Origin of the sequence: Actinoallomurus sp. CA-150999 (assembly GCF_050942425.1) — a bacterium.
Taxonomy (GTDB): domain Bacteria; phylum Actinomycetota; class Actinomycetes; order Streptosporangiales; family Streptosporangiaceae; genus Actinoallomurus.
The window spans coordinates 2,658,826-2,680,504 of record NZ_CP192063.1 but is presented as its reverse complement, the minus strand read 5'-3'; the positions used below and the strand labels follow the sequence as shown (position 1 = coordinate 2,680,504).

Sequence of the window (21,679 nt, the reverse complement as noted above, 5' to 3'; positions counted from 1 at the left end):
GGCGTGTCGGCGGGGGTCCGAATACCGGCGATGCTGCGGCCCGCAAACACCTCGACGTGCCACCCGCGGACGATCCACATCTTTCACCCAACGGCACGGAGATGAGATGCTCATCCCAACAGTTACTCACCAGTAGCAAAAGGGGAGACGGCATGATCGAGCTGCGCCGGGACGGGGACGTACGGATCCTTCGCTTCAACGAGGGAGAGAACCGCTTCAGCCCCGGCTTCCTCGACGAGCTCGAGAAGATCCTCGACGAGCTCGAGGCCACCGAGGGACCGAAGGCCCTGGTGACGACCGGCACCGGCAAGTTCTACTCGAACGGCCTCGACCTCGACTGGCTGGGGCGCAACCCCGACGAGTGGGGGCCCTACCTGGATCGGGTCCACGCCCTTTTCGCGCGGTTCCTCACCCTGCCGATGCCGACGGTCGCGGCACTGAACGGCCACACGTTCGCGGCCGGGGCCATGCTCGCGCTGACGCACGACCACCGCGTCATGCGGACCGACCGCGGGTACTTCTGCCTGCCCGAGGTCGACCTCGGGCTGTCCTTCACCCCCGGCATGGCCGCACTGATCCAGGGCCGGCTGCCGAAGGCCACCGCGCACGAGGCCATGGTCACCGGCCGGCGGTACCCGGCCGAGGAGGCGCAGGCGGCCGGCATCGTCGACCGGACCGCCCCGGAAGCCGAGGTCCTGGCCGCGGCGGTCGGCCTCGCCGCCCCGCTGACCGGCAAGGACGGCGGCACCGTCGCCAAGATCCGCGCGGTGATGTACGAGACGGTCCTGGCCGCCCTCCGGACGACCTGAGGGGGCGAGATCCCTCAGGCCCTTTACACAGGATTTCCTATTGGTATAGTCGGAAATACGACCAGCGCTCCTGCGGCAGCCATCGCGGGCTGGTCTTGGGACCGTCTCGGCGACTTCGCGCGTCCGGTCGGGTGAGACGGTCGGCGGGGCGGCCTCGAGTGGCAGCGAGGCCGCCCCGCCATCCCTTTCCACTCTCGTGGAGAAAGTCACAAAAGCCGATGAGTCATCCCGCTACCATCCCTTGATCTCGAATAAGCCAGTCGAGTATTCAACGGAGGTACGCGGAATATGAGATCGACCAGGCGGATTCTTTCGGCCGGAGCGCTGGCGGGCGCGGCGATGGTCGCCGTGCTCGGCACGCCGGCGTCCGCGAGCGCGAAGGCCGGAGCCGACGGCGTCTCGGCCAGCGGAGCGATCCACTACAACGTCGTCAAGGGCGCCACGAGTTCCGGCTGTTACGCGGCGATGGACGCCGAGAAGTCAAAGGGCTTCTGGTACGTCCGCGGCCGTTACTACCGGTACCCGAAGTCCTCGACGTGCTATTTCGCGCTCGTCCGCCAGCGGCACGGCAAGCGCTATTCCTGGCACTACGCGGACAAGGGACAGAACGTGTGGGTCTACGGCGGATGGCACAAGGACTCCGGCTACAAGGCCTGGTCGTGCGCCACGACCGACACGCTGAGCACCAAGTGCACCAAATCCTGGTGACCTCGCCCGCCGACGGGAGAGATCGGCCGAGCCGCGCGTGACAGGGGCCGCCGTGTCATGTCGCGCAAAACGGGACATGACGCGGCGGCCCACCACCGCTCCGCCGGCGCCGGTCAGTCCTCCCTCGGGTCCCGTTCGAGCAGGAAACGGGTCGGCTCGGCGGTGTTGCCTATGCCGAACTTGGCGCGCACCCGGCGCAGGTGCGTCTCGAACGTCCAGACGCTGATACCCATCCGCCGGGCGGCCTGGGCGTGGGTGAATCCCTCCGCGACCCAGCGCAGCGCTTCTTCTTCGCGCGCCGTCAGCCGCGGTCGCGCGTCGTGGGGGGCCTCGGCCAGCATGTCGGCCAGATGCGGCGAGAGGTAAAAGCCCCCGTCGTGCACCGTCCGCAACGCCTCCACCAGGACGTCCTCAGGTGCGTCCTTCGTCAGGTAGCCGGACGCCCCCGCGCGCAGGGCCGCCAGCACGTCGAAGCGACGGGAGGACGCCGACAGGACCAGCACGCGGCAGCGTCCCGACAGGTCGCGGATCGCCTCCAGCGCCGGCCGGCCCTCCCGGAGATAGAGGTCGAGCAGCACCACGTCCGGGGTGGGCGGCCCGGCCAGTTCCGCGGGCTCCGCCACGGCGGCGACGACGTCGAGGAGGTCGCGGGAGGCGAAGACGTGCTCGATGCCCCAGCGGGCGATCGGATGGTCGTCGACGATCGCGACGCGGATCATGTCGGTGCCCACAATTCGACCCGTGTCCCCTCGCCCGGAGCGGACTCGATGAGAAGGCCGCCGTTCACGGTCGCGAGGCGCGTCTTGACGGAGTCGGTCAGGCCCGTGCCCCACGGCACCGTGTCCGGGTCGAAGCCGCGGCCCGTGTCGACGACGGTGACCAGGACGCGATCCCGTTCGACCACCGCCCGCATCACCGCATACGCCGCGCCCGAGTGCTTGGCGACGTTGTTGAGGGCCTCGCGGGCGGCTTCGGTGAGCGCGTGGACGGGTGGCTCGGCGATGGCGACCGCCGGACCGCGCGCGGAGAACTCCACTCGCAGCCCCAGCCGTTCGAACTCCTCCGCCACGGACCACAGACGGTCGGACAGGGAACCGTCCTCACGCCGGCCGCCCTCCTCGATCAACCGGCGGAGCCAGCGCGCCTCCGCGGCGACGTGTGAGCGCAGCCGCGGGTCGGGCAGGACGCCTTCCCGTGCGAGGGTCTCCATGGTCTGCAACACCCGATCGTGCAACGAGGCCATGTTCTCGAGCCGTTCGCGCTCGGCCGCCAGCGCCGTCTCGGTGGCGGTCAGCCGAAGCGCCGCCACCTCCTGTTCGTGCCTCGCCTGCTCCCGGGCCTGGGTGAGCTGTTCCGCCTTGCGTACGGCCTCCTCCTGCATGACGTCCAGGCGTGCGCCGAGCGCCCCCGCCTCGGTGCCGAGCCACCGCGCGACCCAGGCGAAGGGGACGTAGGTCAGCATGTCGATGGAGATGTTGACCGCGTAGGCCGGGTCCATCTCGTGGAACCACGCCATGCCGGCGCCGTACGCGAACGCCAGCGTCGTACTCGCGACCATGGTGCCGCGCATGGTCGCGCACATCGCGGCCAGGACCGCGCCACTCGACACGAGTGTGAAGGGATACATCGCGTTTCCCCAGAAGTGCGAGGCGTTCGGAGGTGCCGACCAGGCTCCGAACACCAACGCGGCGACGCCGAAGGCGACGTCGGCGACGGCGACCATCCGCTTCGGCCGTCCGGGGCGGGTCAGCAGGACCCAGGCGAGCCACGCGCTCTCCGCGACGGCCGCCACGATGAGCAGCCCCTGGACGGAATGAAACCCCCGGCCCTCGACGAGCACCGCGAGGCAGAACTGCGCCAGCAGTGCCGCCCGGATCACCACGCAGGCGTGGGACACCAGCCGATCGGCCTGCTGCGCGCCGACGGGATCCGGGACCATGCGGCACTCCTCATCCATTCACGGGACGCCTTCGAGATCGTGCCCACTCCGCCGCCGACGCCGACCGCATCGGCCCACCGTGACGCACGGCGCACCGGCCGTCATGTCCCAAGATCTTGGGACGTGACGACCCGGCTCACCATGGCACGCGTACGGCGGACCGTCATGTCCCCCAAATTGGGGACATGACGCGACGGCCCACTCTCACGATCCTTGGAACCGAACGCCGGCGTGCGGTCACGCCGTGACCCCGACTCCAGTTGAAAGGCGCGCGTGGATTCCAGATTCTCCCCGTTGGGGCCGGACGACCCTCGGATGGTCGCCTCCTATCCGCTGCACGCGCGACTGGGCGCCGGCGGGATGGGAAACGTGTATCTGGCGTTCACGCCCGGAGGACGGGCCATCGCCATCAAGGTCGTCCGCCCGGAGTTCGCCTCGGACGAGGAGTTCCGGCGCCGGTTCCGGCAGGAGATCGCCGCCGCGCAACGCGTCCAGGGCCTGTACACCGCCACGGTCGTCGACGCGGACGCCGACGCGCCCACACCGTGGATGGCCACCGCCTACGTCGCGGGCCCCTCGTTGCAGCAGGCCGTCGCCGGGCAGGGTCCGTTCGCGGCGCCCATGGTGTTCCGGCTGACCGGCGCGGTCGCCGAGGCGTTGTCCACGATCCACGCCGCGCGCCTCATCCACCGCGACCTCAAGCCCTCGAACGTCCTCCTCGCCGCCGACGGTCCCCGGGTGATCGACTTCGGGATCGCCTGGGCCGCCGACGTGACGGCGGTGACGCGCCCCGGGGTGCGTGTCGGGACTCCGGCCTTCATGTCCCCCGAACAGGTCCAGGGCCGGCCCGCGACGCCCGCCACCGACGTGTTCGCGCTGGGCCAGCTGGCGGTGTACGCGGCGACCGGCCGCCCGGCGTTCGGCGAAGGTCTCGAGGCCGCCCTGCTGTACCGGATCCTCAACGAGCCTCCGGACCTCGACGGCTGCCCTCCCGCGCTTCGCGACCTGGCCGCTCGTTGCCTCGCCAAGGATCCGGAGACGCGCCCGGACCTGGCGGAGATCATGGAGGTGGCGCGCGCCGAGTCCGGCGATCCGACACCGGATCTCGCCGGATCCTGGCTGCCGGACGCGCTCGCCGCGACGCTCCCGGCCTATGACCCCGTACGGCCGCCGGAGGAGCGCCCGGCGACGCCCGTCCCCGGGGCGGCCGGTGGACGCCCGGCCCCGTTCGCCTCACCCCAGCCGTCGGCCGCCACCCCGCACGCGTCGTCGCCTGCCGCCTCGCACACGTCATCGCCTGCCGCCCCGGCCGCGTCGTCGGCTGTCATGCCGCCCGGGTCGTCGCCGGTCACGCTGCACGCGTCGCCCGCCACCCTGCCGGTGGCGGGTCCCCCGCCGAGACGTGGGATGCCCACGGCGGCGGCCGTCGGCATCGCGGCGGCGTCCGTCGTCCTGACCGCCATCGTCGTCGGCGCGCTCGCATCAGGGTCGGGTCACCCCGGCACGAGCCCCACGACCGCACGCGGACCCGCCTCCGGCGCGTCCGTCACCGGGAGCGGCGGCTCCCCGGCGACCGCCCCGACCCCGGCGCCCACGCCCGGCTACAGCCGGGAGTTCACCGACGTCCGGTTCACGCTGCCCGGTGGGGGCTGCTTCAGCGACGGCTTCGACTTCGACGAGCAGGGGCCCACGGTCACGACCGACGTGGCCGGCGCTGCCGGCATGCCGCTGGAGTACCTCGGTTGCGGATTGGGCTCTCCTTACATCCAGGTGCACTCCGGCGAGGTCGCCATGGTCACAGGCGACCTGGACGGGGCCGCCTGCGAGACGGCGGTGACCCGGCAGCCCGCGAGCGGCGGGCCTTCCTTCAGCGGCCTGCACCAGGGCGCGGAGATGTGCTTCATGAACGACGACCGTGTCGTCCTGATGAAGCTCGTCGGCAGGTCGGCCTCCTCGTACGCGCTCACGTGGAAGGCGACCGGCTGGTCACGCCCGAAGAACGGCTGACGCGATTCCAGGCGCCCTGGCGCCGCCTACCTCGGCGGATCAGCGGCCGCCGAGCTCGTACTGCTCGGCGAAGCGTTTCAGGGCGCCGAGGGCCTGGCCGGTGCGCGTCCAGGGCCGTACGATCAGCCGGTCCACGCCCAGTGCGGCCCACGCTCCGACCTCGTCCGGACCGGACAGCTCGTACGCGTGCACGGTGATCTCGAAGGGGCGGTCATGCGGCCGCTCCGCGAGGAGACGGCGGAGCCGGTCGAGCTGCGGACGGATCGACTCGACGGTGTGCGGCATGCTGATCCACCCGTCGCACCGGGTGGCCGCGCGGCGCAGCGCGGCGGGTGACTCGCCGCCCGCGAGAATCGGGATGCCGTGCGGCCTGGGTTCGAAGGTGACCTCGTCGAAGTCGTAGAACTCTCCGTGGTGTTCGACGACGTCTTCCGTCCACAGGCGGCGGGCCACGTCGATCGCCTCGTCCAGCCGCCGCCCCCGGCTCGCGAAGTCGATCCCGGCCGCGTCCCACTCCCCCGCGTACCATCCGGCGCCCACCCCCGCGATGGCACGCCCGCCGGAGACGTGGTCCAGCGTCGCGAACGCTCGTGCGCTCACGAACGGATGACGCAGCGCGAACAGGTGCACGGCCGTGCCGAGCCGGACCCGTTCGGTGGCGGCGGCCAGCGCGCACAGGTAGGCGGGCGCGTCGAACAGCGGCGTGGACGGCACGATGCCGGGCCGGTCGGTCCCCGGATACGTCGCGGTCGACAGATCGGTCGCGAAGACCAGGTGTTCGGGCATCCACACCGACTCGAAGCCGAGCCGGTCGGCCTCGACGGTCAGGTCCCGCCAGATGCCCGGATGCACGAGACCAAGGGGGACGCCGAACCTCACCGCATGCCCCTCCCATCGAAGAGGTCCCGTCGGACGGCCACGCGCACGAGACCGAGGAAGACGCCGAACCCCACCACATCACCCTCCCGTCGAACAGCCCCCGCCGAACGCCCACGCGCACAAGACCGAGCGAGACACCGAACCTCACCGCGTGACCCTCCCGTCGAGGAGGTCCCGCCGTACGGCCTCGGGGTCGCGTTCGGCCGGGTCGCCGTATCCGCCGCCGCCGGACGTCTCGACGACCAGGGCCTCGCCCGCGCGCAACGGTGAGCGGGTCGCCTTGGCAGGGAGGGGTTCGCGGGCTCCGTCGAGGCGCTCGCGGTGGTAGCCGCCGGCCCGGCCGGGCCCGCCGCCCGCGGCTCCGGCGGGTGGGTGGCGCAGCCGGTCGCCGCGCGTGTCGACCCGCGCGTCCTCCAGCACCCGGATGACCGTACGGGTGCCGAGCCCGCCCCGCCAGCGGCCGGGCCCCCCGGAGTCGGGGATGAGCGCGACCTCCTCGACCCGCACCGGCAGCCGGGCCTCGATCGGTTCGACCTGCGGGATGATGTTTCGGCCGCCGCCGAACAGCGCGCCGGTCGCGTCCGGCCCGTCCCGTCCGTACCGCGCTCCCATGCCGCCGAGCTCGAACGCCATGTGCAGCCACGGACTCGTGGCGCCGCTGAGGCTGAAGGCCTGCAGGATGCCGGAGGCGGCCGCGCCGCGACCGGGCAGCGCCTGCGTGAGCGCCGCGAAGATCGCCTCCTCTGCTGCGGCGACCGTCCCCCACCGGCCCCCGCCCGGGTACGGCTTCGTGCAGTTGACCAGGCTTCCCTCGGGCATCCGCACGTCGACCGGCGCGAAGCAGCCCTCGTTCATCGGCAGCGACGGGTCGACGAAGCAGCGCAGCGCGTACAGCACCCCGCCGAGCGTCTGCGAGAAGCCCGAGTTGACCGGCTTCGAAACCTGGGGGTCGGTGCCGGTGAAGTCGACCAGCACCCCGTCCCCGTGGACGGTCACCGCGACGCGGACCCAGTGCCGCTCGTCCCCGTCCTCGACGGCGTACTCGCCCTCGTAGGTGCCCTTCGGCAGCCGCGCGAGCTCCGCGCGCATCCGCTTCTCGGTGTGCGCGAGATAGGCGTCGATCCCGGCCGCGAGGCCCTGACCGTCGCCGGGTCCCTGACGATCGCCGGGTGGTCCCTGACCGGCAGCGAAGCCCTGGCCTCCGCCGAGTCCTTGGCCGGTGGCAAGGTTCTGGCCTTCGCCGAGTCCCTGGCCGTCTCCGAGGTCCCGGCCTCCGCCGAGTCCCTGACCGGCGCCATGTGCCTGACCGGCACCAAGGGCCTGGCCTCCGCCGGGTCCCTGACCGGTGCCGACGCCCCGGCTGGCGGCGACGCCCTGACCGTCGCGGAGGCCCTGACCATCGCCGAGGTTCGGCCCGGCGGCCAGGCCCGGTCCAGCGGCCAGGCCCGGTCCAGCGGCCAGGCCCGGTCCAGCGGCTAGGTCCGGTCCGGCAGCGGCGCTCGGTCCGGTGGCGAGTTCCTCCAGGCGGCGGGCGGCGACGTTGACGCCCGCGACGAGTGCCCGCAGGTCGCCGAGCAGTCTGTCGGGGGTGCGGCTGTTGGCGGCGAGCACCCGCGTCAGGCCGTCGTCCCAGCCGTCGGCGGTGGCGATCCGGACCGGCGGCAGCTGCAGGCCTTCGAGGAACACGTCGGTGGCGTCGCTGGCCATGCCGCCGGCCGACAGGCCCGACAGGTCGGCGACGTGGATGAGCGTGCCGGTGAAGTAGGCGGGTGTCCCGTCGAGGAAGACCGGCCGGAAGACCAGCAGGTCGTTGGCGTGGACCCCGCCCTGGTACACGTCGTTGAGGCAGAAGACGTCGCCCGGGCTCATGGTGTCGAGCGGGTAGGCGTCGATGACGTACGGGAGGGCGCTGCGCAGGCTCGCGCACTGGATGAGCGCGGTGGACAGCGAGTGCGCGACCAGGCGGCCGCGCGCGTCGAGGACGGCCGCCGCCGCGTCCGCGCCCTCGACGATGAAGGTGGAGTACGCCGAGCGGACGACGACGATGCTCGCCTCCTCGGCGGCGACGCGCAGGGCGTTGCGGAGGATCTCCGCGGTCAGGTCATCGGTCACCTGCGGTCTCCCTCACCTGCGGTCTCCCTTCTCCACGGACACGGCGCCGTGCTCGTCGACCAGGCCGGTCCAGCCGGGCGGCACGAGCAGCGACGACTGCGGCTCGGTGATGACGCACGGCCCGGTGAACCGCTCCCCGGCGGCGCAGGCTGCCCGTTCGCGCACCGGGACGTCGCGGAAGGCTCCCTCGAACCACACCCGCCGGACGCGGTCCGGAGCCGCCCGTGGCGCGTCCGCCGCGCGGACGTCGGCCGCGCCGGCGGGCAGGGACACGCGCGCCCGGGCGACGGTGAGCTCCGCCGGGTCGCGCAGGTCGATGCCGTACGACTCGCGGTACCGCGCGTAGAACTCCGCGACGGCGGCGTCGACGGTCTCGCGGGTCACCGGCCCGGGCAGCAGCTCGACGGTGAAGGCGTGCGCCTGTCCCGTGAACCGGAGTCCGACGGAGCGCACGACCCGGCCGCCCGCCTCCCGCCCGCCGAGATCCGCACGGCCTCCCGCCCCACGCCCGCCGAGATCCGCACCGCCTCCCGCCCCACGCCCGCCAAGGTCAGCACCGCCATCCGCCCCGCGCCCGCTGAGATCCGCACGGCAGGCCGTTTCCAGGTCGGCTAGCACGGCCTCGAGCGCTGCCGGGTCGGCGTCGGCGGTCCGGGCCAGGAAGGTTCGCGAACGTTCGATGGCCAGGTCGGCGTGGAGCAGTCCGGCGGCCGACCCGACGCCGCAGCGGGCCGGCACGAGCACCCGGCGGATCCCGAACCGGTCCGCGAGGCCGACGGCATGGGTCGGGGCCGCGCCGCCCAGCGCGACGAGGGTGAAGCCGCGCGGGTCGATGCCGCGCCGGACGGTGACGACGTGCACCGCCGTGCCCATCTGCGCTCCGGCGATGTCGTGGATCGCCGCGGCCGCCTCGACGACCTCCACGCCGAGCGGCTTGGCGACGTGCCGGGCGATGGCCTCTTCGGCGAGGTCGGGGCGGAGCCGGAGGTCTCCGAGGCCTTCCGGGTCGAGGTAGCCGAGCACCAGGTCGGCGTCGGTGACCGTCGGCAGTGTGCCGCCCCGCCCGTAGCACGCCGGGCCGGGTGCGGCGCCGGCGGAGCGCGGTCCGACCCGGAGCGCGCCGGACTCCACCCAGGCGATCGAGCCGCCGCCCGACCCGACCTCGGCCAGGTCGATCGCCGGGACCTTGATGGGCACGCCGGTGCCCGGCCGCCGTCCGCCGAAGCTGCCCGTACCGCCGACCTGGAACTCGTGGGTGACGCCCGGGCGGCCGCCCCGTACGAGGCCCGCCTTGGCGGTCGTGCCGCCCATGTCGAAGGAGATCAGGTCGGTCAGCCCGCGCCGCGCGCCCTCTCTGGCCGCCGCGACGACGCCGGCCGCCGGGCCCGACTCGATCGTGTAGACCGCGCGGGAGGCGGCCAGTTCGGCGGGCAGGACGCCGCCCGCGGACTCCATGACGTGCACCGGCGCGGTGATGCCCAGCTCGCTCAGGCGGTCGCGCAGGCGGCGGAGGTAGGCGGCCATGACGGGGCCGACGTACGCCGACATGAGCGTGGTCGTCGCCCGTTCGTACTCGCCGAGTTCCGGCCAGACCTCCGAGGAGATGACGACGGGCGTGCCGTCGGGGAGCCGCTCGGCGATGAGGGACGCCAGCCGTCGCTCGTGCGCGTCATCGACGTGGGAGTGCAGCAGGCAGATCGCCACGGCCGCGACCCCGAGTCCCGCGATCCGCTCGGCGACCTGCCGCGCGGCGGCTTCGTCGAGCGGGGTGAGGACGGTGCCGTCGGCGGCGAGGCGTTCGGGCACCTCGAACGTGTGCGTCAGGGGAACCGGCGGCTCGCCCGGCGAGAACGCCAGGTCGTACCGCTCCTCCTCGACGCGCGCCTGGCGGCCGAGCACGAGCATCGAGCGGAAGCCGCGCGTCGTGACGAACGCGACGGCGGCGCCCCGGCGCTCGAGGATGACGTTGGTGGCGAGCGTGGTCGCGTGCGTGAACCGGTCGACGGACGCGGGCGTGACCCCGGCGTCGGCGAGCACGCGGCGGACGCCGCGCAGCAGTCCCTCGGTCGGATCGTCCGGGGTCGTCAGGGTCTTGGCCACGTGGACGCGGCCGTCCGCGACCAGAACCACGTCGGTGAAGGTGCCTCCGATGTCACTGGCCAGTGCCGCCACGCAGAACCTCCACCCAACCTAGCGCCCGCTTGGTGAGCGTAAGGAGCCGCCGAACCGCTGTCAACGCGGCTACCTGTCAGGTAATCGACCAGATGACCTCCCGGACGCGAAGGTTGCCGCATGACGACGACCTTGGAACGCCCGGTCCACCACAGGACGGCCGCCCCCGGATGGGCGCCCCTGCTGGTCCTGCTGACGGGCACGTTCATCACCACCCTCGACTTCTTCATCGTCAACGTGGCCATCCCGGCGACCCAGCGGGACCTGCACGCCGGACCCGCCGCGATCCAGTTCATCGTCGCGGGGTTCGGCCTGGCGCTGGCCGCGGGCCTGATCACGGGCGGGCGCCTCGGCGACCTGTACGGGCGGCGGCGGATGTACGCCCTCGGCCTCGGCCTGTTCACGCTCGCGTCGCTGGCGTGCGGCCTCGCCCCGACCGCGGGCTTCCTGATCGGCGCGCGCGTCGTGCAGGGCGCGGCGGCCGCCCTGCTGATGCCGCAGGTCCTGGCCATCGTCAACACGGTCTACGTCGGGGAGCACCGCGCCCGGGCGTTCAACGCGTACGGGCTGGCGATGGGCCTCGGCGGAGTGTTCGGACAGCTGATCGGCGGGCTGCTCATCCACGCCGACGTCGCCGGGCTGGGCTGGCGGGCGATCTTCCTGATCAACGTGCCGATCGGCGCGGTCGCGGTGCCGACCGCCCTCCGGATGGTGCCCGAGTCGCGGGCCGGAAACGGCACCCGCCTCGACCCTGTCGGCGCGACACTCGTCACGGCCGGCCTGGTCCTGGTCGTCCTTCCCCTGGTGATGGGCCGGCAGCAGGGCTGGCCGCTGTGGACCTGGCTCTGCCTGGGCGCCGCGCCGGTCGTACTGGCGGTGTTCGTCCTCCACCAGAGGCGAATCGGCGAACGGGCCCTGGTCCACCTCCCGTTGTTCCGCGGGCGGCCCTTCGCCGTCGGTGTCGGCCTCGCGCTGGTCAGCCAGCTGGCGGTGGCGTCGTTCTTCCTCGTGCTGGCGCTCTATCTGCAGGACGGCCACGGCCTGTCCGCCCTCCGGTCGGGTCTGATCTTCGTGCCGCTCGGCGTGGGCTACTTCGCGTCCTCCGGCCTGGCGGCCAGGGCCGCGGCCCGGCTCGGCCACCGGGTCCTGGCGGTCGGCGCCCTGACCATGGCCGCGGGGTACGGTCTGCTCGCCGCGACCGCCGCGGAGACCGGCACCGCGGGGAACGCCGGATGGCTCATCCCCGGGCTGGTCGTCGCGGGCGTCGGCATGGGACTGCTGCTCTCCCCGCTGGCCGCCGTGGCCCTGTCGGAGGTCGGTCACCGGCACGCCGCCTCCGCGTCCGGCGTCGTGTCGACCGCCCTGCAGTCCGGGGGCGCGATCGGGGTGGCGGTCGTCGGGGCGGCGTACTACGGCGTGCTCGGCGCGGGCCGTCACACGGCGGCCTTCACCGTGAGCCTCGTCATCGCCGCGGCGATCTGCTGCGCGACCGCGCTGATCGTCAGGCTGCTGCCGTCCGGGCGGTGAGCAGCCTCCGGAGCCGACCACCTCGCGCGGATACGGCCCTCACCGACAGGACGTCGGTGAGGGCCGTATCGACGTTGGTCAGGCCACGGTCAGCGACGGGTACCCGCGGTGGCGCTCGGGTACTTCTTCGTGGTCGGCAACGCTCCGGGGCCCTGATGCTCGACGGCAGGCATGCGTGCCTTCATGCCGCGGGTCGACGGTACGCCCCTGGCCTTTGCGCCGCCCTTAGCGGCTTTCGCGGTCTTCGGCCAGGCTCTGGTCTCCCAGAACCTCCAGCCCTCCCGGATGGTCGGGAAGGTGGCGACACCGGAGTTGACCCGCAGCCGGCCGCAGTTGTGGAAGATCCGCCACTGGTCGAAGCCGACCCGGAGACCGAACACCCGGTACCGCAGATGCCCGATCATTCCCTTGCTGACGTGGGTGGTGTACTGGTGACCACTCTCTACCGTGTGCTCTTCTTCGATCTCCGGCCGCAGGTTCTTCCTGATGCGTGCGATGAAGTTCTGAATGTTGAAATCGACGCCCACTTCTTTCTCGAGCTCGACGTGGAGCCGGACCAGATGCACCCGCCTGATCCAGACCTGCATGTCACCGCCCGGACCATCGACGTAATACGAATTCGGCACGAACAGATCGACCGGCTTCTGGAAACGGACGGAGAAGAAGACCCCCGGCTCACACGGCGGCACCACGAACGTCTTCAACCGCGGACGATGAGGAATGGGGAAGGCCGTCGGCGTCGGCGTCACCGTCCCGCTGGGCGACGCACCGATCGCGACATTGACCCCGTCCGAAGTGCTCGCGGCGGACGGCGACGCGCTGGGTGACGCAGAGGCACTGGGTGACGCGGTCACGGTAGGCGACGCGGTCACGGTAGGCGACGGACTGGCGGTGACCGTCGAGTTCGCGGTCACGGAGGGGCTGGGTGTGGGCGTCGTCCGGCTCGGGGCGACCGCCCGCGCCAGATGATGACGGTGAAGCGCCTTGCGCACCTTCGGCCACGCGCTCGCACCGGGCCCATGGGCGCCGGGCCACGGATCCTGACGGGCCGCGGCCGCCGGGTCCCCTGGGGACGCGGTCGCGGGGGCGAGTGACGAGACGGCCGCGGCAACGAGGACGCCCAGAGAACCGGTCGCGACCGAAACCGTCACCCTCTTCGCCACCGAGGGTGAGACCGCAGCGTTTATGCGGAAATTGCGCATGGTGCATCTTTCCTGTGAAAGGCGGTTTCCCGCCAGGGAATTCAGTACCGACGGTCGTCAGGCCCGCATCACCGGCGGCCCCCCGCGATATGACGACGCAGCTCTCCGCGGTGCCCCTGGGTCAACTCACTGAAGAGACGGTTCTGACGTGCTTTAGGAGCACCCTTTGCCGCGTTCTTTTCAGCCTTCGGCCAGCCTTTGGTCTCCCAGAACATCCAGCCCTCCCGGATGGTCGGGAACGTCGCGACGCCGGAGTTGACCCGCAGCCGGCCACAGTTGTGGAAGATCCGCCACTGGTCGAAGCCGACCCGGAGACCGAACACCCGGTACCGCAGATGCCCGATCATTCCCTTGCTGACGTGGGTGGTGTACTGGTGACCGCTTTCCACGGAGTGCTCTTCTTCGATCTCCGGCCGGAGGTTCTTCCTGATGCGTGCGATGAAGTTCTGAATGTTGAAATCGACGCCCACTTCTTTCTCGAGCTCGACGTGGAGCCGGACCAGATGCACCCGCCTGATCCAGACCTGCATGTCACCGCCCGGACCATCGACGTAATACGAATTGGGCACGAACAGGTCGACCGGTTTCTGGAAGCGAACGGAGAAGAAGACCCCCGGCTCACACGGCGGCACCACGAACGTCTTCAACCGCGGACGATGAGGGATCGGAAAGGCCGTCGGCGTCCGCGACACCGTCGCGCTGGGCGACGCACCGATCGCGACGTTGATCCCGTCCGCGGTACTGGAGGCCGACGCACTAGGCGAGGCGGACGCGCTGGGCGACGTAGGCGCACTGGGCGACGCGGTCGCGGTAGGCGACGGACTGGCGGTGACCGTCGAGGTCGCGGCCACAGACGGGCTCGGCGTGGGCGTCGTCCGGCTCGGGGCGACCGCCCGCGCCAGATGATGACGGTGAAGCGCCTTGCGCACCTTCGGCCACGCGCTCGCACCGGGCCCATGGGCGCCGGGCCACGGATCCTGACCGGCGGCGGCCGCCATGGGCGCCGCGCCCTCCGGCGCGGTCGCGGGGGCAAGGGACGAGGCTGCTGCGGCAACAATGACGCCCAGAGAACCGGTCGCGACCGAAACCGTTACCCTCTTCGCCATCGAGGGTGGGACCGCGGCGTTTATCCGAAAATTGCGCATGGTGCATCATTCCTTTGAAACGCGGCTTCCCGCCGCGAGTGCCCACTGACCGAAACGCCGTTAAGACGCTCCCGCTCAGTCTTTGCAGCGAAGATCAAGTCACTCTCCGTGGCAGACGGTAGCATGGCGTCACGGGAAATCACGGAAGGCACGTCGCGCGTTTTCGTGCCGACCATTAATGGGAAATTCCGCCGCCTTAGCGCCGATCCGCCCCAGAAGATACCGAGCTAGCGACCGCTTGGTAGGATGCGGCATCGCTCGTCCCGGGAGGTCCCGTGCTGGCCGGAAAGATCGCAGTCATCACCGGGGCGGGTCCCGGGCTGGGCCGCACTCTCGCCGCGCTGATGAGCGAGCAGGGCGCGCGCGTCGTGGTCTCCGCCCGGTCCCGGGCCACCCTCGAGAAGACGGCGGCGGAGACGGGAGCCGTGGCGGTGCGCGCGGACGTCCGCGACGCCGAGCAGGTGGAGGCCCTCGCCCGGACGACGATGGAGCGCTTCGGACGGATCGACGTGCTGGTGAACGCCGCGTTCCCCGGCACCCACCGCAAGAACGTCCTCGACATGGACCCGGACTACCTCGAGCTCTGGCGCTCGGCGGTGGAGACGGCGACGTACGGCACCCTGCTCGCCTGCCGCTACCTCGCCCCGTACATCATCGACTCCGGCGGCGGTTCCATCGTGAACGTGACCTCCATGTCGAGCCGGACGGGCTACGCCGGGCGGAGCGACTACGCGACCGGCAAGGCGGGCGTGCACCTGCTGTCCCACTGTCTCGCCGACGAGCTCGGCCCCTCGGGCGTCCGGGTCAACTGCGTCGCCCCGGGCTGGATCGCCAGCGACACCCTGACGGCGTGGATGGAGACGCGAGCGCGGGCCGAGGGCACGACGTTCCAGGCGATCCACGACCACGATGTGAGCCGGATGGCGCTCCGGCGGATCGCCACGGAGGAGGATGTCGCCCGCACCGTGATCTTCCTGGCGAGCGACCAGGCCAAGGCGATCACGGGAGCGACGATCGATGTGAACGGCGGCCAGCAGTTCACCTGACGCCCGACGCGAACCGCGCCCGGCGGTTCACCTGAAACGACGGCCGACCGTTCACCTGAAACAACGGCCGACAGTTCACCTGGTGCCCGACGCGAACGACGGCCGGCAGATCACTTGACGCCGGACGAAACCCATATCGTCGGGGTCGCGTCTTACGATGGTGATCGTGCCGGGGTCGTACACATGGTCGCGCCTCTCCGAGGCCGACGTCGTCGAGTTGCGCGACATCGTCTCCGACCGATCCACCGTGCTGCGCCGCCCACCATCCGACCTGCTGGCGATGGACGACATCGTCCGGATCGAGGCCCTCGCCTTCCGGGAGGGCACCGGCTCGCAGGCGGAGCTGTTCGGCGCGCTGGATACCGATCCGCTCCGGGTCCTCGCCGGTATGAACTGGCTGATCGCCTTCTGGGCGGTGCTGTGGGACCTGCGCGCGAGCGAGCCCGCCGGCGACCTGATCCGCACGCTCGACTACGACGGCCCGTGGCGCAAGGGCGCCGGCCCCGAGCAGGACCAGGTGTGGCGGTCGATGAGCCAGCGGGTGCGCACCGGGGTGTTCGCGGCGCTGACCGGCAGCCCCGAATCACACCGCGTGTACGCCGCCGAGGTCCGCCGGCTGGCGCCGGACGTCTTCCTGCACGTGACTTTAACCATCATGGATGGGCTGAGCCGCAACCTGTCCCGGCAGGGACTCGAGCTGGCCGGGATGGCGGCCGAGTTGGAGCAGCACACCGAGCCCGGCCGTCCCGCGAGCGGACCGTCCTTCACCCCGCCCCGCTGAGCTACACCCTGGGCATGATGAAGACGGCGGTGGCCTCGGCGGTGGTCTTGCCGTCCGGTCCGATGATGCGGCTGTCGACGAACGTCTTGCGGCCGTCCACCCGGACGGCCTTGGCCTCCGCGGACAGGGGCACGTTGAGCGGCGTGGGCCGGCGGTAGCGCAGGTCCAGCCCCGCCGTCATGCCGGGTGTGCCGTTGGCCGACGCGGCGCACCCGGACAGGTGGTCGAGGACCATCGCCGACACGCCGCCGTGCACGAATCCCGGCGGCCCCTCGTACAGCAGGCCGAGCGTGAACTCACTGCGCGCGGTGCCGTCGTCGTCGACCCGGATCTCGATCGGCGGGGCGAGCGTGTTGAGCACTCCGGTGACCGGGCTGCCCAGCTGGCGGACGACGCCGCCGTCGCCCACCTCGGCGCTCGGCGGGACGCCGTTCCCCGCGGCGGCGAGCCGCGCGGTCAGCAGCTCGATCTCGCGGGTGACGGCGGCGATCTCCATCTCGTCGGCCCGGCTCAGGATGACCAGTTCCGACAGTTCCCGCACTCGGGCCGCGAGCTCCGCGAGCCCGGCGACCCTTCCTTCGTCGATCTCTTGGCGCTCACGCTCTTCGAAGACACGCTGCATGGCCGCCCAGGCCCCGGTCATCCGGCCTCCCCGCCTCGATACCGAACTAAATTCTAGACGGCTGAGATCGATTACGTCTCGACCCCGTCTCGACCAAGCAAATGCTTGGTGTTAACGTCCGTTCCATGGTTGGAGATCTGACGGCCCGCGCGGCCGTGGTCCGCGAGTTCGGCGCCCCCATGGAGATCACCGACATCCGGGTCTCCCCTCCCCAGAGCGGTGAGGTCCTCGTGAAGATCGCCGCGTCGGGGGTGTGCGGCTCCGACATCAAGGCGCTCGACGGCCACAGCCCCGTGGCACGGCAGCCACCGCTGGTCCTCGGCCACGAGAGCGCCGGCGTGATCGCCGAGGTGGGCCCCGGCGTCACGGCCGTACGGCCGGGCGACCATGTGATCATCGCGATGAACGGTCCCTGCGGGCGCTGCCGCAACTGCTCGCGCACTCAGGTCCACCTGTGCTCCGGACCCGCCCGGCTGAACGCCATCATGGGCCTGATGGCCGACGGCACCACCCGGCTCACGGTCGGCGACGTCCCCGCCCGCCCGATGATCGGCATCGGGTCGTTCGCGGAGTACGCCGTGGTCGGGGAGGCCGCCTGCGTCAAGGTGAGCGCCGACGCGCCGCTCGACCTGCTCGCCCTGACCGCATGCGCCGTCGTCACCGGCGTCGGCGCCGTGCTCAACACCGCCCAGGTCGAGGCCGGGGCGAGCGTGCTGGTCGTCGGCTGCGGCGGCGTCGGCCTCAACGTCGTCCAGGGCGCGGTCCTGGCGGGCGCCACGACGATCATCGCGGCCGACGTCCTGCCCGCCAAGCTGAAACTGGCCGAGGAGTTCGGCGCGACGCACACGATCCTCGCCGACGACCTGCCCGCCCAGGTCGGCGAGATCGTCCGGGGCGGCACCGATTACGCCTTCGACGTCACCGGCAACGTGGACGTGCTGGCCAAGGCGTTCGCCGCGACGCAGTCGGGCGGCACGACGGTGATGGTCGGCAGCCCGCCCGCCGGCAGACCGCTGTCCATCGCCCCGCAGACGCTGTTCGCCTCACGGCGCCTGATGGGCACCCAGGGCGGCGACGCCGTGCCCCGCCGCGACCTCCCCTTGCTGGTCGACCTGCATCGCCAGGGCCGCCTCAACCTGGAGGGCCTCGTCAGCGAACGGGTACCCCTGGAGAAGATCAACGACGCCGTCGACCACGTACGCGGCGGCGCGGTCGCCCGCTCCGTCATCGTCTTCGGCTGATCAGCCGACCTGGAGTCTGCGCCCGAGCAGTTCTCCGTTGCGCACGACTTGACCCGGCTCGAGGTAGACGGTGAGCTTACGCAGCCCGGCGAGCGGTGCCAGGTCGATGCCGGGAGCGGCGCCCTTCAGGTAGAGGTGCTGCAGCTTGTGCAGGCCACCGAGCGGGGAGAGATCGTTGACGTCGGCGCAGTGACGCAGCCAGAGCATGTGCAGATCCTTGAGTCCGGCCAGCGGACCGAGGTCGCCGATGGCCGTGTCCTCGAGGTCGAGGAAGTTCAGACCGCGATAGTCGGCGAGCGGAGTGAAGTCGGTGAGCCGGCGACAGCCCCAGAGACCGAGCTCCTTGAGATCCAGCCCATCGAGAGGCCGCAGGTCGGTCATCCAGAGCGAGTGGTTGACGTGCAGCGCGTCGAGGTTCGGCGCCCGCCGCACCAGATCTGGCAGCCCTGACCCGAGAGAGGAGCCGGTGAGGCGCAGGGTATGGAGGCCGTCCAGCGCGGGAAGAGCGTCCAGGCCGGTCAACGCCGGACAGTCTTCGAGTGCGAGGTTCACGAGCGAGGTCTGCGCCCGCAGCGGAGAGAAGTCGGTGACCTCCTCGAGATTGCCGAGCATGATCGTGTCCAGCGCCGGGAGATCGCGGACGAATTCCAGGTCCCGCAGTCCGGACGACGACAGCCGAAAACCCCAAAGGTTCGGCAGTCGGCACAGCGGCGCGGTGTCGCGCACGACGGCCGAGGTCGAGATGTTCACCCACTTGAGACTGTCGGCGAGGGCCGTCAGCGGGCTGAGATCGCCCGACTCCAGCCCGAGGACGATGAGATTGCTGATCGGCTGATCGAGATGATGCAGGAACGAGAGATCGGCCGGCCCATCGCTGCCGACCCTCAGAAATCTCAGCTGCCGGACGTGCCGGGCCGCGGTCAGGAACCGCGGCGACGGGACGTGCAGGAAGCGGTCGGCCAGCGGAATCTCGGCCAGGACGCGCCGGGCGTAGTGCTCCGGGTCGAAGTACTCCCAGCCCTTGATGAGCTCCTCCTGCACCAGCGCCCGGGAATCGGTGCCGTAGCCGGAGAGCAGGTCGAGGGCTCCGGGTCCGTTCACGAGCCAGGCGGTACGGACGACGGCGCGCGCGGCGGCGGGCGTCAGGCCGTCGAGGGTCCGGGGCAGGCGGTCCAGGATCGTCTCGCCGACGTTCGACAGCGAGCGCGCCGAGGCGAGGTCACGGGGCGGGACGAGATCGTCCAGGCACGCGTCGATGGCGCCGCGCAGCTCGACGGGGATGGCCGGGAGGGTCTCCAGGCAGCCCGCGACGAGCAGTTTGAGGCGTCGCGCGGTGCGCGGCTCCGCGTCGATCCGGCGAAAGAGTCCGGTGAGCAGCTCGGAGCGCTGCGGGGCGTTGGCGTGGCCCGCCGCCATGATGATGGTCTCGCGCCACTGGTCCTTGTGCGCCTCGGCGATCAGGGGTTCCGGGTCGCCGTCGTCGGCGAACTGCTTGGCCGTGAGGTACTCCTGCACGGTGCGGTGCACGAAGTCGATCCGCCCGGGGACCGGCTCGCGCAGCACGCCGCTGCGCTCGAGCAGGTGGTGCAGCACCGCCGCCGCGTCAGCGGGCGCGCTCGGCATCGAGTCGAGGCGATTGCCGATCCAGCGGACCACCGCGTCCTTGGGCAGTTCGGTCCGCCCGGTGACCGACAGCCGCCAGGCCAGGTCCTGCAGGATCAGCATCTTCTGAGCGCGCTCGAGAACGATGTCGTCGTGCGCGATCTGCCGTTCGACGTCCCGGCGTTCGAGCAACAGGTCCAGGGCCGCCGCGTACAGCCCCATCCGGTCGCGCGGCAGCTGTTTCTCCCGGTCGAGGTTGAGCGCGCACAGCATCGCGGCGAGCAGAGGACTGCCGGCGAGGGCCCGTAGATGCGGCGCCGACTCCATCCGCGCCAGCAGCGCGGTTTCAAAACCGGGCAGCTGTTCCGGTGCGCAGGGCAGGTCTCCCGCGTCGCGTACGGCCTCGTGCCAGTGCCGGATCAGCTCCTTGACGTCCGCCGGGGTCATCCGCTCCAGCAGGGCGGTGGCGAACCCCTCCCCCGCCAGCCAGTCCACACTCGCCGCAGCGGGCCGGGAGGTGACGACGACGCGCAGGCCGGGGTACGCGGCGAGCAGCCCGCCGAGCCACGACCGTACGGTCCGCCGCCGCGCACCGGGCAGCTCGTCCACGCCGTCCACCATGAGCAGCGCCCGGCCACCGCCGAGCACCCGGTGCGCCCAGCCCGCCGGCATCAGCCCGGCGATCGGATCGGCGACGCCTTCGAGGAACCGCTCCGGCGGTGGCAGCGGCCCGCTCGTGTGGCTGCGCAGTTTGATGAGGAAGGGAACGCAGCCGTTCCAGTCGGCGAGGTCCCCGGTGAAGGTGCCCCGGGCCGCGGAGATCGCCAGCCAGCGCAGGAGCGTGCTCTTGCCCGAGCCCGCCTCCCCGCGGATCAGGGTGAGCGGCGCCCGGCCGAGCGCGGTCTCGACGCGCAGCGTCGCCTCTCCGGTCTCCCGCTCATCGTTGCGCCACTCCTCGATGCCGAGCGCGTCGCGCGCTGACCGCCGGGACCGTTCCGCCGTGTCCTCGTCGGTGGACACGCTGAGGCTGATGTACGCGACGCTCAGCGTCGTACGAGGCCGGTAGCGCTCGACCCGTACGCCGAACAGCTCGAGCACGTCGAGGGTCGTGCTGACGTGCTCGAGATACCTGCGCCGAAAGGCATCGTCGGTGGCCGTACCCTCCGGCGCCTCCAGCGTGCGGACCGGCAGCCGCGCCAGCAGCTGGGACACCTGGTCGGCGACGGCGGACAGCCGGGCGAGGGTCTCGGTGGACGCCCTCGGCCCGAACTGCGGCAGTTGCTGGACGATGCGCACGAAGCAGTCGCAGCACTCGTCCAGCACGACCTCGTACAACCGCGCCCCGGCCTCCCCGAGCTGTCCCTCGATCGCGCGGCGCGGCAGCCCGCCCCGTACGTGCGCGGCGAGGCGCGTGGCGTCGAGATCGGTGGCGAGCACGGCCCGGTCGGACAGGTCGGCGTCGGCGAGAGTCTGGACGACCTCCGCGAGCGCGGCGGCCTTGTCGTTCTCGCGCAGCCCGCCGTACTCGTGCCCGCACAGGGTCAGCAGCCGCTCGGCCACCTGGTCGGCGATGTCGGCGATCTGCCGCTCGAACCGGCGGCGCGCGATCCGGTCGGGAAACCTCACCTGAATCAGGTCGACGAGGTCGCGCTTCCGATCGCGTTCGGCGGACCACCCGGCCAGCCACACCTGGGCGAGGTGACGGCCCAGCGCCTGACCGGCGGCGACGGCCGCGGCCTCCAAAGCCATGCGAACCCTCCCGAGACAGCCCGACGGGCATTATGACGGAGTACGCCGCCTTAGACGCTGCTTCGCCCCGCAAGGCTCCGAACCGGCGACCGCATGATCGCCGCCATCGCGCTGCCCGCATCCGAGGACCGGGCCCCG

18 protein-coding genes are annotated in these 21,679 nt (G+C 71.6%); 9 read left to right on the top strand and 9 right to left on the bottom strand.

All coding sequences use genetic code 11. The annotated features are described in order from the left end of the window. Positions 1-152 precede the first annotated feature (152 nt). Both ACQP2O_RS12745 and ACQP2O_RS12740 read left to right on the top strand, forming a co-directional pair. Complete coding sequence (locus tag ACQP2O_RS12745; protein WP_433183310.1) at positions 153-809, top strand: enoyl-CoA hydratase/isomerase family protein; 657 nt, start codon at positions 153-155, stop codon at positions 807-809. 288 nt (positions 810-1,097) lie between these two features. Further along, on the top strand, positions 1,098-1,517 hold the full coding sequence (locus ACQP2O_RS12740) for a hypothetical protein (protein WP_433183307.1): 420 nt from the start codon (positions 1,098-1,100) through the stop codon (positions 1,515-1,517). Between the two features lie 113 nt (positions 1,518-1,630). Here the strand turns inward: ACQP2O_RS12740 and ACQP2O_RS12735 are convergent, their stop codons facing one another. Together ACQP2O_RS12735 and ACQP2O_RS12730 are read right to left on the bottom strand one after the other, a co-directional pair. Next, positions 1,631-2,248 carry a response regulator gene (locus ACQP2O_RS12735; RefSeq protein WP_433183304.1) on the bottom strand — a complete coding sequence of 206 codons (618 nt, stop codon included), beginning with the start codon at positions 2,246-2,248 and terminating at the stop codon, positions 1,631-1,633. After that, complete coding sequence (locus ACQP2O_RS12730; protein WP_433183301.1) at positions 2,233-3,456, bottom strand: sensor histidine kinase; 1,224 nt, start codon at positions 3,454-3,456, stop codon at positions 2,233-2,235. Before ACQP2O_RS12730 ends, ACQP2O_RS12735 begins: the two co-directional genes overlap by 16 nt. Positions 3,457-3,729: 273 nt before the next feature. On the opposite strand from ACQP2O_RS12730, the gene ACQP2O_RS12725 reads away from it, so the two are divergent. Next, on the top strand, positions 3,730-5,463 hold the full coding sequence (locus ACQP2O_RS12725) for a protein kinase domain-containing protein (protein ID WP_433183298.1): 1,734 nt from the start codon (positions 3,730-3,732) through the stop codon (positions 5,461-5,463). 39 nt (positions 5,464-5,502) lie between these two features. Here ACQP2O_RS12725 and ACQP2O_RS12720 read toward each other — a convergent pair whose 3' ends face one another. From ACQP2O_RS12720 to ACQP2O_RS12710, 3 genes are all read right to left on the bottom strand, one after another. Continuing rightward, positions 5,503-6,342, bottom strand: coding sequence for a TIGR03619 family F420-dependent LLM class oxidoreductase (locus ACQP2O_RS12720; RefSeq protein WP_433183295.1), 840 nt, complete (start codon positions 6,340-6,342; stop codon positions 5,503-5,505). A gap of 144 nt (positions 6,343-6,486) precedes the next feature. Further along, positions 6,487-8,454 carry a hydantoinase B/oxoprolinase family protein gene (locus tag ACQP2O_RS12715; protein ID WP_433183293.1) on the bottom strand — a complete coding sequence of 656 codons (1,968 nt, stop codon included), beginning with the start codon at positions 8,452-8,454 and terminating at the stop codon, positions 6,487-6,489. A gap of 12 nt (positions 8,455-8,466) precedes the next feature. Next, positions 8,467-10,626, bottom strand: a complete 2,160-nt coding sequence (locus tag ACQP2O_RS12710) for a hydantoinase/oxoprolinase family protein (protein WP_433183290.1) — start codon at positions 10,624-10,626, stop codon at positions 8,467-8,469. A 120-nt stretch (positions 10,627-10,746) separates the two neighbouring features. Between ACQP2O_RS12710 and ACQP2O_RS12705 the strand changes: the two genes are divergently transcribed. After that, positions 10,747-12,153 carry an MFS transporter gene (locus tag ACQP2O_RS12705; protein WP_433183287.1) on the top strand — a complete coding sequence of 469 codons (1,407 nt, stop codon included), beginning with the start codon at positions 10,747-10,749 and terminating at the stop codon, positions 12,151-12,153. Positions 12,154-12,242: 89 nt separating this feature from the next. Here ACQP2O_RS12705 and ACQP2O_RS12700 read toward each other — a convergent pair whose 3' ends face one another. Beyond that, positions 12,243-12,857, bottom strand: a complete 615-nt coding sequence (locus ACQP2O_RS12700) for a hypothetical protein (RefSeq protein ID WP_433183284.1) — start codon at positions 12,855-12,857, stop codon at positions 12,243-12,245. Between the two features lie 16 nt (positions 12,858-12,873). Here ACQP2O_RS12700 and ACQP2O_RS12695 point away from each other — a divergent pair, with 16 nt between their 5' ends. Then, complete coding sequence (locus ACQP2O_RS12695) at positions 12,874-13,122, top strand: hypothetical protein (protein WP_433183282.1); 249 nt, start codon at positions 12,874-12,876, stop codon at positions 13,120-13,122. Positions 13,123-13,423: 301 nt separating this feature from the next. Here the strand turns inward: ACQP2O_RS12695 and ACQP2O_RS12690 are convergent, their stop codons facing one another. Beyond that, positions 13,424-14,002 (bottom strand): hypothetical protein, encoded by a 579-nt coding sequence (locus ACQP2O_RS12690; protein WP_433183279.1) that lies wholly within the window; start codon positions 14,000-14,002, stop codon positions 13,424-13,426. A 76-nt stretch (positions 14,003-14,078) separates the two neighbouring features. On the opposite strand from ACQP2O_RS12690, the gene ACQP2O_RS12685 reads away from it, so the two are divergent. The 3 genes from ACQP2O_RS12685 to ACQP2O_RS12675 all read left to right on the top strand — a co-directional run bounded on the left by ACQP2O_RS12685 (position 14,079) and on the right by ACQP2O_RS12675 (position 16,327). Beyond that, positions 14,079-14,261: a hypothetical protein gene (locus ACQP2O_RS12685; protein ID WP_433183276.1), complete on the top strand. Its 183-nt coding sequence runs from the start codon at positions 14,079-14,081 to the stop codon at positions 14,259-14,261. A 514-nt stretch (positions 14,262-14,775) separates the two neighbouring features. Then, positions 14,776-15,546 (top strand): SDR family oxidoreductase, encoded by a 771-nt coding sequence (locus ACQP2O_RS12680; protein WP_433183273.1) that lies wholly within the window; start codon positions 14,776-14,778, stop codon positions 15,544-15,546. Between the two features lie 157 nt (positions 15,547-15,703). Next, on the top strand, positions 15,704-16,327 hold the full coding sequence (locus ACQP2O_RS12675; RefSeq protein ID WP_433183270.1) for a hypothetical protein: 624 nt from the start codon (positions 15,704-15,706) through the stop codon (positions 16,325-16,327). 1 nt (position 16,328) lies between these two features. Here ACQP2O_RS12675 and ACQP2O_RS12670 read toward each other — a convergent pair whose 3' ends face one another. After that, on the bottom strand, positions 16,329-16,970 hold the full coding sequence (locus ACQP2O_RS12670; protein ID WP_433183267.1) for a PaaI family thioesterase: 642 nt from the start codon (positions 16,968-16,970) through the stop codon (positions 16,329-16,331). Between the two features lie 104 nt (positions 16,971-17,074). On the opposite strand from ACQP2O_RS12670, the gene ACQP2O_RS12665 reads away from it, so the two are divergent. Beyond that, positions 17,075-18,190, top strand: coding sequence for an alcohol dehydrogenase catalytic domain-containing protein (locus tag ACQP2O_RS12665; protein WP_433183264.1), 1,116 nt, complete (start codon positions 17,075-17,077; stop codon positions 18,188-18,190). On the opposite strand, the gene ACQP2O_RS12660 is transcribed toward ACQP2O_RS12665, so the two are convergent. Next, positions 18,191-21,541 (bottom strand): NACHT domain-containing protein, encoded by a 3,351-nt coding sequence (locus ACQP2O_RS12660; RefSeq protein WP_433183261.1) that lies wholly within the window; start codon positions 21,539-21,541, stop codon positions 18,191-18,193. Positions 21,542-21,679: the final 138 nt, after the last annotated feature.